Source organism: Dehalococcoidales bacterium (assembly GCA_028717385.1).
Taxonomy (GTDB): domain Bacteria; phylum Chloroflexota; class Dehalococcoidia; order Dehalococcoidales; family CSSed11-197; genus CSSed11-197.
This window is the reverse complement of sequence record JAQUNW010000012.1, coordinates 1-13,698: the sequence shown is the minus strand read 5'-3', so window position 1 is coordinate 13,698 and position 13,698 is coordinate 1. Positions and strand designations below refer to the sequence as shown.

Annotated in this window: 13 protein-coding genes; 3 read left to right on the top strand and 10 right to left on the bottom strand. The window is 45.1% G+C overall.

The annotated features are described in order from the left end of the window. Positions 1 to 21: 21 nt before the first annotated feature. Positions 22 to 840, bottom strand: coding sequence for an orotidine-5'-phosphate decarboxylase (pyrF, locus tag PHX29_04150; GenBank protein ID MDD5605086.1), 819 nt, complete (start codon positions 838 to 840; stop codon positions 22 to 24). Positions 841 to 990: 150 nt separating this feature from the next. On the opposite strand from pyrF, the gene PHX29_04145 reads away from it, so the two are divergent. After that, positions 991 to 1,770, top strand: coding sequence for a DUF2807 domain-containing protein (locus PHX29_04145; GenBank protein MDD5605085.1), 780 nt, complete (start codon positions 991 to 993; stop codon positions 1,768 to 1,770). Positions 1,771 to 1,839: 69 nt separating this feature from the next. After that, positions 1,840 to 3,189 (top strand): bifunctional folylpolyglutamate synthase/dihydrofolate synthase, encoded by a 1,350-nt coding sequence (locus tag PHX29_04140; GenBank protein ID MDD5605084.1) that lies wholly within the window; start codon positions 1,840 to 1,842, stop codon positions 3,187 to 3,189. On the opposite strand, the gene PHX29_04135 is transcribed toward PHX29_04140, so the two are convergent. The 4 genes from PHX29_04135 to PHX29_04120 all read right to left on the bottom strand — a co-directional run bounded on the left by PHX29_04135 (position 3,186) and on the right by PHX29_04120 (position 7,565). Further along, complete coding sequence (locus PHX29_04135; protein ID MDD5605083.1) at positions 3,186 to 3,446, bottom strand: SWIM zinc finger family protein; 261 nt, start codon at positions 3,444 to 3,446, stop codon at positions 3,186 to 3,188. The genes PHX29_04140 and PHX29_04135 overlap by 4 nt on opposite strands. 198 nt (positions 3,447 to 3,644) lie before the next feature. Then, a complete protein-coding gene (locus PHX29_04130; GenBank protein MDD5605082.1) occupies positions 3,645 to 4,799 on the bottom strand; it encodes a sodium ion-translocating decarboxylase subunit beta in 1,155 nt (384 codons plus the stop codon). A gap of 3 nt (positions 4,800 to 4,802) precedes the next feature. After that, positions 4,803 to 4,979, bottom strand: a complete 177-nt coding sequence (locus PHX29_04125) for a hypothetical protein (protein MDD5605081.1) — start codon at positions 4,977 to 4,979, stop codon at positions 4,803 to 4,805. A 96-nt stretch (positions 4,980 to 5,075) separates the two neighbouring features. Continuing rightward, a complete protein-coding gene (locus tag PHX29_04120) occupies positions 5,076 to 7,565 on the bottom strand; it encodes an ATP-dependent Clp protease ATP-binding subunit (GenBank protein MDD5605080.1) in 2,490 nt (829 codons plus the stop codon). A gap of 181 nt (positions 7,566 to 7,746) precedes the next feature. Here PHX29_04120 and PHX29_04115 point away from each other — a divergent pair, with 181 nt between their 5' ends. Beyond that, the gene (locus PHX29_04115; protein MDD5605079.1) at positions 7,747 to 8,490 is read left to right on the top strand and encodes a precorrin-3B C(17)-methyltransferase; all 744 of its coding nucleotides are present in this window, start codon (positions 7,747 to 7,749) and stop codon (positions 8,488 to 8,490) included. A 28-nt stretch (positions 8,491 to 8,518) separates the two neighbouring features. Here the strand turns inward: PHX29_04115 and PHX29_04110 are convergent, their stop codons facing one another. The 5 genes from PHX29_04110 to yqeB all read right to left on the bottom strand — a co-directional run bounded on the left by PHX29_04110 (position 8,519) and on the right by yqeB (position 12,859). Then, positions 8,519 to 9,766, bottom strand: a complete 1,248-nt coding sequence (locus tag PHX29_04110; GenBank protein ID MDD5605078.1) for a hypothetical protein — start codon at positions 9,764 to 9,766, stop codon at positions 8,519 to 8,521. A 128-nt stretch (positions 9,767 to 9,894) separates the two neighbouring features. Beyond that, complete coding sequence (locus PHX29_04105; protein ID MDD5605077.1) at positions 9,895 to 10,668, bottom strand: XdhC/CoxI family protein; 774 nt, start codon at positions 10,666 to 10,668, stop codon at positions 9,895 to 9,897. A 13-nt stretch (positions 10,669 to 10,681) separates the two neighbouring features. Further along, positions 10,682 to 11,470, bottom strand: coding sequence for a selenium cofactor biosynthesis protein YqeC (gene yqeC / locus PHX29_04100; protein MDD5605076.1), 789 nt, complete (start codon positions 11,468 to 11,470; stop codon positions 10,682 to 10,684). Beyond that, entirely contained in the window at positions 11,449 to 12,048 is a 600-nt protein-coding gene (locus PHX29_04095) for a class I SAM-dependent methyltransferase (protein ID MDD5605075.1), read from the bottom strand. The genes yqeC and PHX29_04095 overlap by 22 nt, the downstream gene beginning before the upstream one ends. A 10-nt stretch (positions 12,049 to 12,058) precedes the next feature. Then, complete coding sequence (yqeB, locus tag PHX29_04090) at positions 12,059 to 12,859, bottom strand: selenium-dependent molybdenum cofactor biosynthesis protein YqeB (GenBank protein ID MDD5605074.1); 801 nt, start codon at positions 12,857 to 12,859, stop codon at positions 12,059 to 12,061. Positions 12,860 to 13,698: the final 839 nt, after the last annotated feature.

Sequence of the window (13,698 nt, the reverse complement as noted above, 5' to 3'; positions counted from 1 at the left end):
TATTTGCCTCTTAATATCTCCTCAGCTACTTGTTTTGCGCCGATACTGGTTAATCTGATTGCGCAGTTCTTCAGCTTTTACTCGTGCCTTACTACTATAATCTGCCTCACACGAGGCATGTATAATCGAACGGGAAGAATTTATAATTGCTATTTTTCCCTCTGTTCCTATGGCGTATTTAGATACAAGTTCGACACTGCCACCCTGGGTTCCTATTCCTGGAATTAAAAGCGGCATATCGGGATTTTGTTTCCGAATATATTTTATTTCTTCTGGCCACGTAGCGCCCACAACAAGTCCTATATTGCCATGCTGATTCCATTCTTGAGCTTTTCTGGATACCATCTGATATAGAGGAATCGTATCCGTGCCGTTTATAACATTAAGATCCTGGAAATCTTGCGCACCGGGATTGGAAGTACGACAGAGTATGAATACGCCATGGTCTGTATAGGAAATAAATGGCAAAATAGAATCAAAACCCATGTAGGGATTTACTGTAATAGCATCAAACCCCATTATGCCAAATATCGCTTCAGCATATCCTCGTGATGTATTACCGATATCTGCTCTCTTGGCATCAGCAATAACGGGTATCCTTGCGGGAATACAGTTTCTAGCAAATTTTAGGTGTTGAAAGCTGTTTTCCCCCATTGCTTCAAAAAAGGCAAAGTTGATCTTATAGGCACAAACTAAATCGCTGGTAGCCTCAACAACGCGAAGAATAAACTCGTCTGGGTCTATATTGGACGGCATAAGGCGAGGATCCGGATCGAGCCCCACACATAAAAAACTATCGTTGTCCTGGCAAGCCTTTTGTAATTTTAGTATAAAATTCAAAACATTACTCCTATCGATGATATTATCAATAGCTGCCCGTTGAGTCAAGCGCAAGCTGTTTTGCCCGCAAGAGTATTCTCTTTTGTTTTATGTGCGCAACCGTTATAATTACAGTGATCAGCTGGTTTGATTGTAGGGAGAAGGTTACGGGTGCACAAAAAAACAATAATTGTTTTGATCATATTGTTATTTCTTACCGCAATAATTACATGTGGTTGCTATGGTGCTATAAGAGGCTCTGGGAAAATTGTTAACCGAACCTTTGATTATTCAAATTTCACACGTGTCGAAGTCAGTTCTGCATTTGAAGTGGATATTGTACGTGGAAGCACTTACAGTGTTAATGTTACCGCGGATGACAATCTATTTGAGTATGTCAGGGTTAACGAATTTGACGGGGTATTAAAAATAGATATGCTGCCGGGGTACAGTTATTTCCCAAGCGCTCTTATCGCCAGAGTGGTAATGCCCGATATATATTCACTCAATGCTTATGCTGCGTGTGAGGTTGCAGTCTCCGCTTTTGATTTGCCTCATGACTTTCATGCCACTGCCAGCGGGGCTAGTACTATTGAGTTTGCCGGTTTGAATGCTGTAGATTTTACTCTTGAAGCCAGTACTGCCAGTCGTATTACCGGTGTTATCACAGGAGCAGATATGGATTTGGGAGCATCCGGAGCCAGCCGAATTACACTCAGCGGTCAGGCAAGAAACATCACACTGAACGTGAGTGGCGCATCGAATGTAGATCTCTCCGGGGTAATGGCCGAAGACGCTACAGTTGGGCTAAGCGGAGCTTCTTCAGCGGTATTGAACATTACCGGGACTTTAGATGCAGGCTTGACCGGAGCGAGTCATTTACAATACCTTGGAGATCCTGAGCTTGGCAATATAAACCTGTCTGATTTTTCCTCTGTTGACAGGGGGTGACCGAAGCGTGGTTATCCTGGCAGCTAACTTGGCGCAAGTGTGTTTTATTAGACAGGTCAAAATTTGCAAATGAAAATATCTGGTTACCAAGCAGCGTTAGATTATCTGTATAGCCTGGTTGATTTTGAGGTCCATGCGGATCCTAACCAGGCTGCTTTATTTGATTTACGCCGAATGAAGCTATTGCTTGAAAATCTTGGCAACCCTCACCTTGAGGCGCAAACAATACATATTGCCGGAACCAAGGGAAAAGGCAGTACGGCTGCCATGATATCCAGCGTACTTTCACATGCCGGGTTTAAAACTGGTCTCTACACATCTCCTCACCTTATTAAATTGACCGAGCGAATATCTATAAATGGCAAGGACATCAGCCAACAGGAAATTACCGATTTGGTAGCTGAACTGGAACCTCTAATCTTTCGAATAAACTCCTGTGCGGAATATGGAAAACTGACGACTTTTGAAGTACTCACAGCTATGGGATTTATGCATTTTGCCCGTGCTGGGGTGGACTTTCAGGTGCTCGAGACAGGCATGGGAGGGCGCCTGGATGCCACTAACGTGTGTAATCCGCTAGTAGCTGTTATTACCTTGATTGGTCTTGATCATACGGCTGTACTTGGAAACACGCTGGCTTTGATTGCTGCTGAGAAAGCTGGAATTATAAAATCTGGTTGTACAGTTATTAGCGGTACCCAACCTGTCGAAGCAGCTGATGTGATCAGGAGGACGTGCCTTGATAAAGGGGTAAAGTTAGTCGAAGCTGGCAGCGTTATTGAATGCCGGCACAAAGGGTACGAAAATGGTTTCCAGCTATTTGAGTTAACCGCCCCAAATGGCACGTATAATATCAGGCTTCCCTTGGTTGGGTTATATCAGGTTGGCAACCTTTGCTGCGCTGTTGCAGCCTTGGAGCAATTAGCAGAAAAGGGAATTATTCTATCAAAAGACACGATCGAACAAGGCTTGCAAAGGGTTAAATGGCCTGGCAGGTTTGATATTATAGCTTACAAGCCTTTGGTGATTGTTGATGGTGCTCACAATCCCGAGGCAATCAAGGCGTTGATGGGAGCCCTTAATCATTACCTTGATGCTCACAATGCCAGATGTGGGGGAAAAACGTTGGTATTTGGAGTTTCTTCCGATAAAGACTTACCTGGCATGGCTGCTCTTCTAAAAGGTTTCTTTAACAGGATTATCGTTACTCGAGCACCTCATCCACGCTCTATGGATCCCGAAAAGATAGCCCTGGCTTTCAATGCCCCTGGAACGGAAGTCATAATTACTGATAGTATAGAAAACGCCTTGCAAGTCGCGATGCGCTGCCTCGCACTAGATGACCTGGTGCTTATCACAGGTTCTTTGTTTGTTGCCGGGGAAGCGCTTTCCAGCCTGAAAACCAGAAGTGTATTCTAAGCTATTTCCAGTTCTTGATTTCTGGCATCTTCCGGGAGCATGACGCCCAAGATTTTTTGCATAGCCATGGTATGGGCGCACCAGTTCCTGCTCTCAAAAAACGGGCAATTGCAGGTCCAGCAACCCTCACTATAACTGGTGGTATGATTGTGGTTATCGCCACGAATGGTAACTGTGAAGTCGCTAAAGGTGACACGTTCGGGTTCACAGGCGTATAATTTGGCTTTTTCAACTTTCCCGATCAGACTTGATTGCATGTCGTGCCCTCCTAAAACTAAACTAGCTGGCTGTTAATCTTGCCAATAAGGAACTTTGCCTTCCGCCACGCGGTAACTTTGAAAGGGGATATAGGGCTGGTAATAATCCTAAACAAACGCCCACAATATATTTTATCTTGTTCAGGTGATAAAGTCTATAGCCCTTTAGTATGATGAGGAAACGCTAAATGGTCCTGGTTAGCTAAGCATACTCAGGAAAACGCCGGCTACTACAGCAGAACCAATGACTCCGGCTGCGTTGGGGCCCATGGCGTACATTAACAGGAAATTCTGCGGATTTTCTTTTTGGCCGATGTGCTGCACTACACGGGCAGCCATGGGAACAGCCGAAACTCCCGCGGCTCCAATTATGGGATTAAATGGCTCTTTGGATATATACTTCATCAATTTACCCATCAGTACTCCACCGGCGGTTCCCCCTGCGAAAGCTATCAATCCGAGAGCTAAAACCAGTAGAGTTTCCGTTCGCATTACTACTTCACCGGGCATCGAAGCGCCGATACAAAGCATTAATATTATAGTAGTGAGATTTACAAGCGAGTTTTGTGCTGCAACTGATAATCTTTCTACTACTCCGCTTTCCCTGAGCAGATTACCAAACATAAACATTCCAACCAGGGGACCGCTTTGTGGTACCAGTAGTACAACAACTATAGTGCAAATAATTGGAAACATTATTCTTTCGCGCCGGGATACCGGGCGTATCTGGGATTTCATGTATATCTGGCGTTCTTTCTTGGTAGTGAGAGCCCGGATAATAGGAGGCTGAATAAAGGCTACCATCGCCATATAAGAATATGCTGCTACTGCGGCTACTCCCATGAGTTCGGGTGCGAGTTTTGAGGTCAGATATATCGTAGTTGGCCCATCGGCACCCCCGATAATACCAATAGCAGCTGCTTTAAGCAGGTCGAAGTCGGCAATTCCAAAATGTCCCAGTGCCAAAGCCCCTAAAAAGGCTATCATAATGCCCAGCTGCGCCGCAGCGCCTAAAAGAAAAAGCTTGGGTTTGGCTATTAACGGGCTGAAATCGGTCATTGCCCCTAAACCAATGAAAATAAGTTGAGGCAATACAGTATAACGAAGAAGGCCGAATTCTATAAATATACCAAGCAGCCCGGAGGCTCCGATTTCACCCCCAACTTCTTGTGGTTGCAGCAGAAGGCCTGTGCCTGGCAAGTTGGCCAGAATCATCCCAATTCCAATTGGAAGAAGCTCGTATGGTTCCCATTTTTTGGATATGGCCAGCCATATAAAAAAAAGCCCTACGATCAGCATGACGCCGTTCGCCCAGGTTAATTGGGTAAAACCAAAAGTGATAAAATCGGCCAAGGCCTACTCTCCCGCCGCCGGGTTGTTATTCATTGGTTTTGCCTCACCTTCGTCATTACCTGGAAGCCTGGGGATAATCTTACTAATAAGGAAAGTCAGAAGGAATAGAAAAAACAATATCCCGAAAGTAAATCCGAGAGCTACTCCAGCTATTAACCAAGCTTCTTGCCAATCTATCATCAGCTAGAATTATTTCCTTTTCATAACGAAAGAGAAGGGCATCAAGCAGAGCACGCTTTATTGCCCTTCTAAAAAGATTATGCTATTTTATCTTACTTAACCATCAATAGACAAGGCAGTTACATTTTCTTCGTTAGCTGCATTGTCATTGTTCGAGCTGGTGATAACTATTTTATCTTCTTCCAGGCTTACTTTAATGGTACCCCCAGATTTGTAGGTGCCTCTCAATAATCCTTCTGATATTGGATCTTCAACCAGATCCTGTATTACGCGCTTCAGAGGCCTTGCGCCATATATTTCGTCGTAGCCCTTTCTTCCAAGGTAGTCTTTGGCTTCACGGGTGATTTCGATGCCGATCCCTTTTTCCGATAGCTGGTTGGTGACGTTTCTTATAACCAGATCAACAATCTGGAGAATTTGCTCCTGATTGAGAGGATGGAACACTATCACTCCGTCCAGTCGGTTGAAAAACTCGGGCTTAAACGCTTTCTTTACTTCGTTCAACAACTTTTCTTTCATAGATTCGTAGCTTTGTTGCTGTGCCTGGTTATCATCGGAGCGTGACGAAAAACCTATTTGCGAGCCCTTGCGTATTAGTTCCGCTCCAATATTGGAGGTCATTATTATAATGCTGTTCCTGAAGTCAACTCGGCGGCCTTTGGCATCGGTGAGATGGCCGTCATCAAAAATCTGCAGCAATATATTGAATACATCAGGATGTGCTTTTTCAACCTCGTCTAAAAGTATGCAGGCATAGGATTTCCGGCGCACCGCCTCGGTTAGCTGCCCGCCTTCTTCGAAACCTACATATCCGGGAGGTGCACCCACCAGGCGCGAAACGGCAAACTTCTCCATGAATTCACTCATGTCGATCCGGATCAGAGAATCTTCATTACCAAACATGAATTCTGCCAGCGCTTTGGCAAGTTCAGTTTTCCCGACACCGGTAGGGCCGAGAAACAGGAAATTACCTATCGGGCGCCGCGGATCTTTGATTCCCGCGCGTGCCCGTCTGACGGCTTTTGATATCGTGGTAATTGCTTCTTCTTGCCCAATAATGCGCTCATGCAGGGCATCTTCCATATTTAGCAGCCGCTGTGTTTCATCGTTTGCCAGCTGAACAAGAGGAATCGATGTCCACATACTTACAACCTCGGCAACATCCTCTTCGTTAACACTGGCAGTCCTCTGCCCCATTTTAGACAGCCATTCTTCTTCTTCGATGCGGATTTGTTCCCCAATCTGGAGTTCTTGCTGTCTAAGTTCAGCGGCATCATCGTACTGTTGGCTGGCAAGCGCGGCTTCTTTATCTTTGCGGTAACGTTCTTCAATCTGTTTTAGCTTCTTAATAGAGCTGGGGCGCGTGCCATAACGTATTCTAACCCGGGAGGCAGCTTCGTCTATAATGTCGATAGCTTTATCTGGCAAGTAGCGATCAGGTATATAGCGTGAAGCCATGCTAACTGCCGCCTTCAAGGCTTCATCGGTTATCTCAAGCTGGTGGTGTTCTTCATAACGGGTTTTGATGCCTCTCAGAATCTCCAGCGCATCGTCAGTAGAAGGTTCTTCTACCAGTACAGGCTGAAAGCGTCTTTCCAGAGCCGCGTCACGCTCAACGTATTTACGGTAGTCATCGAGAGTAGTGGCACCAATACATTGAAGCTCACCTCTTGCTAACGGTGGTTTGAGGATATTGGCTGCATCGACAGCGCCTTCAGCTGCGCCAGCCCCAACCAGGGTATGGAATTCGTCTATAAAAAGAATACACCCACCGGCAGTTCTGATTTCATCCAGAATTTTCTTCAATCGTTCTTCAAACTCTCCACGATACTTGGTTCCGGCAACTACAGAAGCCATATCAAGAGCGACTATTCTTTTTTCTTCGAGAGTAGCAGGTACATCCCCGGAAACTATGCGGTGCGCCAGTCCTTCTACGATGGCGGTTTTCCCAACACCGGGTTCACCGATCAGGGCGGGATTGTTCTTGGTGCGTCGGCTGAGTATTTGTACAACTCTTTCTATTTCCTTGTCTCTCCCGATAACTGGATCCAGCTTACCTTCGCGAGCAGCTGCTGTAAGATCCCGGCTTACCTGGTCGAGAGTCGGTGTTCGACTGGGGCGCCCCTGTTTGGCTTTTTGGCTACTGGTGGACAACACCCTGGCAATTTCTGCCCGTACTCTTTCCTGGTTGACATCCAGGTTTTGAAGTACCCTGGCAGCTACGCCTTCACCTTCTCGCAGAATACCGAGAAGCAGGTGCTCGGTGCCAATGTAGCTGTGCCCCATCTGCCTGGCTTCGTCGATAGCTAGTTCAATTACTTTTTTTGCTCTGGAAGTTAAACCAGATGCACCAGTAGATTGCTTTTCTCCAGCGCCAATTATATATTCTACCGCCTGGCGGACTCGTTGCAGGCTGACTCCCATGCTGGTAAGTACTTTAGCAGCGATACCTTCTTCTTCTCGAGCGAGGCCGAGCAGAATATGTTCGGTACCTATATAACTATGGTTGAATCGCTGGGCTTCTTCCTGTGCCAGGGTAAGAACCCTGCGGGCATGTTCACTAAATTTGTCAAAACGGCTTACCAAATTTCTTCTCCTGTATCGGCTAAAATGCCAATGCTTCATTTATGATTATAGAATAAAGAACTATCGAGGTCAATGAAAAAGGAATGCTGCAAAGCTAAATAACCCGAATTATCTCTTTCTAGTGTCTAATCAACACAGTTGCTTGACCAGAGTTCTTTAAAGAGTTTATGCTTACTGATATATGGCAGGTAAGGTATATCTGGTTGGAATAGGGACTGGCAATCCCATCGATTTGACACCGCGGGCAGAGAAGGCGCTTGTTGCGGTGAAGGTTGTTATCGGGAATGGCTTGGGTTTGGAATACACCCGTCGGCTGCTGCCGGGGAAAGAAGTACTTGGCCAGAAGATGAGTCCTCTGGAGCGTTCTCAGGCGGCAGTTGAATACTGCCAGAAAGGGTACTCTGTGGCCATCATTTCTACTGGCGACCCGGGTATTTATGCTATTGCATCAACCTTTTTAAACTATCTTAAGGACAGAGGGATTTTAATTCCGGTGGAAATAATTCCCGGAGTAACCACTTCCAGCAATGCTGCCGCAAGTCTTGGCGCTCCAATTGGGAACGATTTTGCTGTAATGAGCCTCTCTGATCAGGCTGGCCACTGGCCAGCGTCTATAAAGCGGATTGTTCAAGCCGCTGCCCTCGATTTTGTATTGGTTCTGTATAATCCTGTGGGAAAGTTGGGTAATGAACGAATACTGGAAGCTTGCAAAGCCCTGGAACCTTTAAAAGATCCCCAGACTCCCGTGGGAATAGTGAGCAGTGCCGGTGGGGACGACGAATCGGTTCAAATTATCAGTTTAAAAATGCTTCCTCTGACTAAGTTATCTATAGATTCATTGATTATTATTGGAAACAGCGCTACTTTTGTTTATGATACCTGGATGATTACCCCAAGGGCATATCAGCCCGGCCTTGGTTATTAAGCCGGGCTGACCATTTTGCTTTGTATGCTTATTCTTCCGGAGAGGTATCCTCATCCAACATTGTGGAAAATACATTTGCCATTAGTGTGTAATCATAGCCTGCGTTTACTATTGTAATTGGTGGTGCATGGGGAGTTTCTTCTGCCACGGCGTCTTCAATTGCTGTATCTGCAATAGAAATGGCCTGATTGGAAGATTGATCTTGGTTTTCACCTTGCAAGGGTTCTTCTTCCGGGTTGACAAGAGCTTCTGCCGGCTGCGGCATCAAGATTTCAAATGCTTCATCTGGAGCCTCACCCTGACAGACTACAGCCGTTCCCAGGAAAGGCTTAAGCATTTCATTATGAGCTTTGATTCTCTGGATAGTTTTTGAATCAAAGAACTTGTCTGTTGCTATAGTATCGATAATATAGTCTGGTCTGCAGACTCGAGTTTTATCGGCAACCATTTTAATGTTATCTGCTTCGTCGTCAAGATAAATCAGAATGTTTGGCCAGGGATTGAGATGGCTGAAAATTTGATGGAAGGGAGTTTGATCGAGCCAGTCCCTTTGTTCGCTAACCAGTCTTGCATGCCAGGCTACTCCAACGAATCCAGTTTTGATGCCCACATACTTTTTTACCACCGGAGAATAAACAATCACTTCCGGAGCCAGGTAGGTAACCCGGCTGGCATAGTCAAATACCATCTCTTCAAGATCAGAATAATCTGGCGGCATATTGATTCTCTCATATTGCGAATCACCTTCCTGGGAGGAAGAATAGAGATTCATGTCATCCAGGGGCATAGCAAATGCCCGGGTTGGCTGGAGCCATTTGACCAAGGCTAGAACCACCAGTCTTTCATATGTGGCTGAGAATTGTTTTTTAAATAATTCCGTAATTTCAGTTTTTGCTAATTCTTCAAAGGCTTCATTATCTATCTTGCCTTTAAGGAGGTCAAAGAGCAGGTTCAAGAGTGGTCGAGTCATACCATTAACCGGATCATTTATAAACCATCGCAGAGGCGGGGCTATCCTGATTTCCCTTTTAATATTAAGCATCCCGGTAACTTCGGCTTCAATCTCTTTGAACTGGGTGCTTATTTCTCTTCCGAGAGAGATTTCCGCAGAAAAGTGCTCTTGCAGAAATTTTTCACGGACATCATCAAAATGCAAGTAAAACGCATCCTTTGTATCTTGGGGGATAAACACAGATTGTGGTTCGATTTTGATTGCAGGGGTGTTTGTAAGATATTCCTCGAGTTTATGGTAGCTGTTTTGCCAGTTTGAAACCATAGCAACCTCCTGATTGTTAATAGATAAATAATTCTGTCGTATATTATATATTCGGAATGTTTACCAGCCGGCAAATTCGTTTCGATTTTGCTAAGCCCGGTGATAGGATTATCCTACCAGATATTATATCAGGAAGAACGCCTTACCTGAATAATTTGTCCGAGTATACTTACTGCTATTTCCTCAGGGGTATGGGCATTGATACGAGTGCCGATGGGAGCATAAACCCTGGAGAGTTGGTCATCGGTAACGCCTCTGGACCTCAGGTTGGCGTATACTGCCTGGTTTTTACTCTTGGAGCCAATCATCCCAATGTAACGAGCCGGCGTTTTAAGTACTTCCTCTAGTACAGCTTCATCTGCTTGATGACCGTAGGTGACAATTACAACAAAACTCCATTTGTTAATATTAAGTTCATTAAATGCTGTTCTGAATTCAGCGGTAATAGTTTTTTCGGCCTCAGGGAAACGCTCCGGGGTAGCGAAACCTGGTCGATCATCGATTACGGTAATCTTGTAACCGGTGATGGAGGCCATCTGGGAGAGAGCGTGAGCAATATGACCCGCCCCAAAAATAAACAGGGAAGGGGATTGCAGTACGGGTTCGATAAACACTTCGACGTCCCCTCCGCAAATCATCCCTACTCCTTCATCAGCTTTTTTAAGTTCATACTTGTAGCGTTGCGGCTTTCCTTTGTGAATAACTTCAATGGCGGCCTGTATGACTTCTCTTTCTACGCTACCTCCACCAATGGTTCCCTTGATGGAGCCATCTTCCATCACCATCATTTTGGCGCCTTCCCCACGAGGTGTAGAGCCGCTGGCACCAATCAGGGTTACCATGGCAGCTTCCTTGCCTTGAGCTTTGAGTTTAGCTACTTCTTCGTAAATATCGACTTCCATGCTTCTGTCCTGTTTAATTTATTTGTATAAGCCGGATTGAAGGGCGGTTTCCCTCTAAGCAACCTATTATAACATGGTTAAATAATGCATGCTTTTTTAGAGAATTTGCGATTTCTAGTGCAAATGCCATTTCTTTTTCGTCTTCGACCTTATTGATAAATGCGATCTTGCGTGATTGTGGGGGGCTTGTCCGCGTGATGCCCTCGGGGTGCGCAAGGAGTGTAGCAACTGCCTGTGTAGTAACTATATCTTCCGGTGCGAGCCCGGTTAGCCTGCTGGCGATTTCATACCTGAAAACTATATCCCGGAATTTTTTCCCGATTCCATCAATTCCAGCAATAGCTATAACGACATTGGTTTCCGGTACTATAACTGGTTCTGTATTATTGGGAGCCTTGAGGGGTTTACGCTGGGCTCCATCAGCCTCCACAATTACAAAATCCGTAAATCTCAGCAATTCAGGTATCACACCAGGATCAGGCCCTTTAAGCTTGCCATTCGGTTCCTGACCACAGGTAACAGTTAGTATCGGATTGGAGATGATAGCCTTTTGTATATTATCAAGCAGCAGCTTTTTATTCTCTTCCAAAATGAAGTAGCCGATTGCCTGGTCGGGGAGAATATGTGTAGTTGTGGTAGCAATTACTTTATGCCCTGCATTGGCAAGCTCTAGTGCCAGCAGCCTCATCAGGGTGCTTTTTCCGCCGCCACCCACCAGACTAATGATTTCACCGCGAGAAAGACCAAGTGCTCGCGACAGGGAAATATTTTCACCCGGTTTTATCGGGTAATTACCAGCCAAACGCCACCCTCCTCCCAAATTCTGGTTTTATCCTCAAGACCTGCTTTTTTTATCAACTTTGTCAGAGTTTCGATGCTCAGCCACTTTCTTCCCAATCGGTCGTTAAGCACTCTGGACTCATCCGCAATTTCATTTATTAATTCCTGCGGTGTATCTTTACCATAACCGCCTCCAACCAGTGCTATCCCCCCGGGTTTTAACACACGGAATATTTCTCCGAGCAAGTGGGGATTATCAGTCAGGAAGAAAAAAGCACCGCGTATGACGACAAGGTCGTAGGTTTCAGATGCAAAATCCAGTTTATCAAGTTTGGAGGAGGCTATCTTTATATTGCCCGCCTTTACTTCGGTTGCCAGCTCTTGTTTAAACCATGCCAGCATTTCGTCTCGTTCATCTGCTATGGTGATATCCAGAGAAGGGTACTGTTTTGCCAGGTTCTGCGATATACCTCCGGCAAAAGGGCCCAACTCGAGGGCTTTTCCTTCCTGGTGAGGGTATATTTCCATTATTTGCCCGACCAGATAGGGGTAAATATTTTTCCATAAATTGTTTACACTGATTAAATCTTGTATTTCCATTTAAGCCTGCCTAAACATTGAATTCAGCTAGAATCGCTTCCAGCACACCTCCGGCGATAGCTCTCCCTTTTTCCGAAATGGTAGTACAGTATTCTTTTACGCCCCGGGGATCGATATCACCAGACTTCATCCCTTTCGGCACAGTAGTACCGTTGCGTAACAAACCACGAATAACACCACCAATAACTGCATTAATTGGCATGCCGTCAACCTCTGCAATTATGTCGCCGGCTTTGACAATATCACCAATAGAATGGCTTGTAGTAAAGATTCCGGCTTGGGGAGCGCGCAGAACACGCTCGGCGCTATAGCCCATGATTTCCCCAGGAATACCTGTATCGGGAGCAGCTTCACCCAATCGGATAACACGGCCAAGATTATGCCCCCTCTTGGTTTCAATTACGACGTGTACATCTCGGCCAGCGGTGAAACCTACACCCAAGCCGATAACCAGGCGAGCATCACTCATCTTATTGCCCAGATTTCTTTTTGCGATAGTGGCATCAATAATCACATCCGGCTTTAAAACCGTTTTTACTTTTGCTTCAGGATCAGCCATCAGTGGTATAATGTCTTTCTCCCACATTCCAAAGATATCATCGGCAGAACCGATAAAACGGGCAGTAACCCCCTCCACGGTTTTTTCCTTGTCGTAAATTGCTTCACAAAAAGCAACTTCTCTTCTCACTGCTTCCGGGTGAGGGGCTTCCACAATGACAACCCTGAAGTGACCTTGATGCAGGCGATGCGCTACTGCAGTAGCCTGCTCTCCCCCGCCTCTTACTAATACCTTAAGACTGCTTAATGACATGTTGTCTCCACCTTTCAAACATATAATATTTCTCTTTAAAGGATGTTTCCTGTATTATACCTTTTTTATTTTGATACCTTTGAAACATAAGGTTGGCTGTTTATCTGTAACTGTAATTATAAATCCGGATTTATCTGAGTTTTGTAATCAGGTTATTCCTTTACCGAATAAGAGCCCTATGTTTTTGAATAAATTATAGGATATTTTGGCTATGAGGTTTTGGTTGTCAACATTCACTTCTACTCTGATCGTGCCATCCATATAATAATTATTACAAAAGTGAGTTGTGTGGTTGTGTGTTTGACCATTACCTGTTAAATAACAAGTATTTTAATCAGGTTCTCACGAGCTTTTTCTGCAAATAGAATGTTTGTGGTTGCAGCGAACTTGGTAAAGTGGAGCTAGCTGGTTTTCCTCCTTGTGCTGGATAGTACTTGCAATATCCTCAGAAAGCTGGCAATTTGCACCCAGGTGGAGATCGGCTTTCGTTCTGGAATGGCCTTTATCTTCAGTAATCGCTGTAACTAGCTGCCTATAATGGGTAAACGTATAACTTCTGCTGCTAGCGCCGCTTTATCAAGTAGTGGCAGGAAAGAATTTCTTGCCCGATTTGATAATATTGCTTGTAGCACTAACTCCACCCAAAAATGTACATAGTAATATACATAATATGTACAAACCTTAATCTAGCATACGGTAAAGCGGCAGGTCAACAGGTTTGATGCAACAATTACAGGTAGTGATTTTAGCTGGCGACTCCAATCCTTTATAATTACAACCATGAGGATTATTAGCGGAGTAGCGAAAGGGCGTCACATCAAGATGCCCAAAGGTACACC